Genomic DNA, 4,226 nt, shown 5'->3' on the forward strand with positions numbered 1-4,226 from the left:
ATTCTGAACTACAAAAATACAACCAAAATCCGGTAATTCTTCTTCCAAATATGTAGTTGTAATTCGTATTACTTTAATTCCGGTGTCTAAAGCAGATTTCACTCCACTTTTAATCTTCCACCAGCATATTATCTTTTTCCTGAATTCTTAATTTCTCCAGAGTTTTCAAAAATATTTCAGGATCAGGATTGCCCTTTTTCACCTCATGCCCCATCTGTGATCTCCTGAAAATAATTTCTGATATTCAATCCGTCCAATATAAAATCAATATTAGGCTGATCCCCCATTGTAGTAAGACCTACCGTAGTATTTTTTTGATTCAGTTTTTGAATAAAAGAGGTTAATGGATTAACCTCTTTTATATGTGGCTGATAAATATCTCTATATGTTCTTTCTTTTTCCTGTCCAAGTTCATACAATTTTATTTTAGACAGATAATTTCAAAAAAAACAACTTATCATTTCATCAATAGTCCCATGATTTTGAGCCTGAAAATTTCCAAGATCGATACCGATGCTATTCTTTTCGAGAAATAATAGCCAAGACTCTTCGTGGAAACAGATATTATCCACTAAAGTTCCGTACATATCGAAAATAACAGCTTTCTTTTTCGGCTTCACAGTCTAATCACCTTATTTTTTAGCTTCTCTTCTTTGGGCATCCAATACAGCTATCGTAGCCAAATTCACAATTTCATCCACACTTGAACGCATCTGTAATACATGTACAGGTTGTTTTAGTCCCATCAGGATTGGTCCAATAACCTGCGCAACTTTCATCCCTCTGATAATTTTGTACGACAAATTAGCACTTTCCAGATTAGGGAATATAAAGGTATTAGCCGGTGTGGTTCCTAATTTCGAGAATGGATAATCACTTAAATGATCTGAATTCATAGCAAAATCAGGCTGAATTTCTCCATCAACCACCATTTTAGGAAATTTTTCATGAAGAATACTTACCGCTTTTGCTACTTTTTTAGAAGATTCTGCAATAGCAGCAAAGTTTTCATACCCTAACATTGCAATTCTAGGTTCTATCGCAAAAGATTTCACAGTATATTCTGCCATTCTTGCAATGTTTACGAGATCTTCAGCAGTAGGATCCTTAGTAATCGAAGTATCTGCAAAGAAAATAGGTTTCTTTTCTGAAAGAATCATCATCATCGCAGCAATCTTATCTACTCCTTTTTCTTTTTCTATTACTTCTAAAACGGGACGTAATACTGATGTATAATTTTTAGAGAAACCAACAATAAGTGCATCTGTGTCACCATGTTTCAACATCAAAGGTCCAAAATAGTCTCTCTGTCTTACAAATTTTTTAGCCTTGTATTCATTCATCCCTTTTCGCTGACGAAGTTTCCAAAGTGTTTCTCTGTATTTTTTTCTATTTTGTTTCTGATCATCATCATTAGGATCAATAATCGGAACATCCAGCTTGATACCGAATCGCTCCATCTGAGCTTGAATGTATTTTTTTTCTCCCAATAAAATAGGCTGTGCAATTCCTTCCTCGTAAAGAATCTGAGCTGCCTTCAATACATTATACTCTTCAGCATTTCCTAAGGTAACTCTTTTAGGGTTTGATCTGGCACGGCTCTGCATCATTCTTACCAACTTCTCATCTCTTCCCATTCTGTCCAGAAGCTGATTTTCATATTCTTCAAAATCCTCAATCGATCTTCCTGCAATTCCACTTTCCATAGCTGCTTTAGCTACCGCACTTGAAACCTTTGTAATCAATCTGTTATCAAATGGCTTAGGAATAAAATAATCTCTTCCGAATTGTAATGTTCTAACGTTATAAGCTAATATTACTGCTTCAGGAACTGGTTCTTTTGCCAGGTCTGCAATAGCCTTTACAGCAGCCAGCTTCATTGCTTCATTAATTCCTTTTGCCTGAACATCCAATGCTCCACGGAAAATATATGGGAACCCCAATACATTATTTACCTGATTAGGATAATCACTTCTCCCAGTTGCCATGATCACGTCCTTCCTTGTCTCCATCGCCAGATCATAAGCGATCTCCGGATCGGGATTGGCAAGAGCAAAAACGATAGGATTTTCAGACATGCTGGCTAACATTTCCGGAGTCATTACATTTCCTTTGGAAAGTCCCACAAAAACGTCTGATCCTACTACCGCTTCTTCTAAAGTATTAAGAGGTGTTTCTACAATAAAATCAAGTTTTTCAGGAGTCAAATTTTCTCTTCTGCTATTAATAACCCCTTTACTGTCACACATTAAAACATTTTCTTTTCTAAGGCCTAAAGCGATATATAATTTTGTACAGGCAATGGCAGCTGCTCCAGCTCCATTGACTACCATTTTTACATCTTCAATATTTTTCCCTGCAATTTGTAATGCATTGAGAAGCGCAGCAGCAGAAATAATGGCTGTACCATGCTGATCATCATGCATGAGAGGAATATTAAGCTCTTCTTTTAGCTTTTGTTCAATGTAGAAAGCTTCAGGAGCCTTTATATCTTCAAGGTTGATTCCTCCGAAAGTAGGAGCAATACCTTTTACGATCTCTATAAATTTATCTGGATCTTTTTCATTGATTTCGATATCAAAAACATTAATATCTGCAAAAATCTTAAATAAAAGGCCTTTTCCTTCCATTACAGGTTTTGATGCTTCCGCACCAATATCTCCAAGCCCTAAAACAGCAGTACCGTTAGAAATTACCGCCACTAGGTTTCCTTTTCCTGTATAGTCATACACCGCTTCAGGCTTATCGTGAATTTCCATACATGGGACAGCAACTCCTGGAGAATATGCCAAAGATAAATCTCTTTGTGAGGAATGGGGTTTTGAAGGGATAACTTCGATTTTCCCTTTAGGCTCAGATTTATGATAATCCAAAGCAGCCTGTTTAAAAGTATTTTCGTCTCTGTGAGTTTTACTTGACATAACTATTTCTTTTAAAGTATATATTTAATATGGTAATCCACTAAGCGTTCAATGGGCTTTTGTACTACATTACCAACATTCAAATTAAGTTCTGCAGCCGCAGAACGAAGTATATTTTCATAATAATAGGCAATTGATCCTATAAAGTTGATTTCCGCCTCTTTGGATTCTTCATAAGGCAATACCTGGTATTCAAAAAAATTCTTCATTTCTTCAAAAACCATGTTCTGGAAGTAAGGATGAGTCTTTCTTTCCACTACAAATCGGTTAAAATCAGCTAAATAAGCATTTGCACGGGAATTGTGATACATATTTTTTAATGCATCTTCGATGGTTAAATGATAAGTTTCCTCAAATTCCTGGTGTAAATCAGGAGGAAGTTTTTTCATAAAATACCTTCTGACCAATTGTTTTCCGATAGCACTTCCACTTCCTTCATCACCCATTAAGAAGCCTAATGACGGTAACTTAATAGTTAATTTCTCACCATCAAAATAACATGAATTAGAGCCTGTCCCCAAAATACAAACAATAGCAGGTTTTCCGTTATATGCAGCATAAGCAGCAGCAGTAAGATCCTCTTTAACGACCACAGAAGCTTTATCAAAAAACTTTTTCAGTTCTCTTTCAATAGTAGCACAATTTTCCGGAACTCCACAGCCTGAGCCATAGAAAAAGACCTTGGTAATCGACTTTTTTACTGAACCGAGATTGATATTCTTTTCAATTTCAGGTACTATCAGTTCGGCTGCAATATTATTAGGATTAAATCCAATTGTTTTTGTTTTCATAAAAACCTTCCCGAAATCATCCAATATTACCCAATCACATTTTGTAGATCCTCCATCAACAATAGCAACCATATTTTATCATTTTTTTAAGAATGCTAAATTAGGAATTTATCTTGATATAGATTGGAAAACACTTTTATAAGGCACCTAAGAATTATCAGTTTTTAATTTTCTTTTTATTATTAAACTGAATCAGCCAATCTTCTATTTCATCTTCCAGATAGGTTTTCTGAAGAATAATGGCATTAATAAAATCATCGGGCTGCGGTTCTCCACTGGAATTCTCAAGACTCCAAAGTTCATTGGACATATTTTCATACTCTGAATAAATCCTTTTGAAACGTGAATTTTCACGTTCAAGAGCTTCAATATTTTTTTGCTGAAGCTGGAATTTCCTGTATTTGTTTTGGTGTTTCATACAAAATAATGGAAAATAGGGTTATCTGATTAGTTGACAGTATGTTTCAAGCACACATTACAAGATAGAAAAATCACTAACATAAAGGATTGAAAA

At 35.1% G+C, this 4,226-nt stretch carries 5 protein-coding genes; all 5 read right to left on the reverse strand.

Going from position 1 to position 4,226, the window contains the following annotated elements; translation table 11 throughout:
• Nucleotides 1–203: 203 nt before the first annotated feature.
• Nucleotides 204–419, reverse strand: a complete 216-nt coding sequence (locus Q0A18_RS10420) for a hypothetical protein (protein ID WP_292010086.1) — start codon at nucleotides 417–419, stop codon at nucleotides 204–206.
• A 21-nt stretch (nucleotides 420–440) separates the two neighbouring features.
• A complete protein-coding gene (locus tag Q0A18_RS10425; protein ID WP_292010087.1) occupies nucleotides 441–620 on the reverse strand; it encodes a hypothetical protein in 180 nt (59 codons plus the stop codon).
• 12 nt (nucleotides 621–632) lie between these two features.
• A complete protein-coding gene (locus Q0A18_RS10430; RefSeq protein ID WP_292010088.1) occupies nucleotides 633–2,921 on the reverse strand; it encodes an NADP-dependent malic enzyme in 2,289 nt (762 codons plus the stop codon).
• Nucleotides 2,922–2,932: 11 nt separating this feature from the next.
• A complete protein-coding gene (locus Q0A18_RS10435; protein WP_292010089.1) occupies nucleotides 2,933–3,784 on the reverse strand; it encodes a BadF/BadG/BcrA/BcrD ATPase family protein in 852 nt (283 codons plus the stop codon).
• A gap of 85 nt (nucleotides 3,785–3,869) precedes the next feature.
• Nucleotides 3,870–4,130 (reverse strand): hypothetical protein, encoded by a 261-nt coding sequence (locus Q0A18_RS10440; RefSeq protein ID WP_292010090.1) that lies wholly within the window; start codon nucleotides 4,128–4,130, stop codon nucleotides 3,870–3,872.
• Nucleotides 4,131–4,226: the final 96 nt, after the last annotated feature.

Origin of the sequence: Chryseobacterium sp., from assembly GCF_022712095.1 — a bacterium.
GTDB lineage: Bacteria > Bacteroidota > Bacteroidia > Flavobacteriales > Weeksellaceae > Chryseobacterium.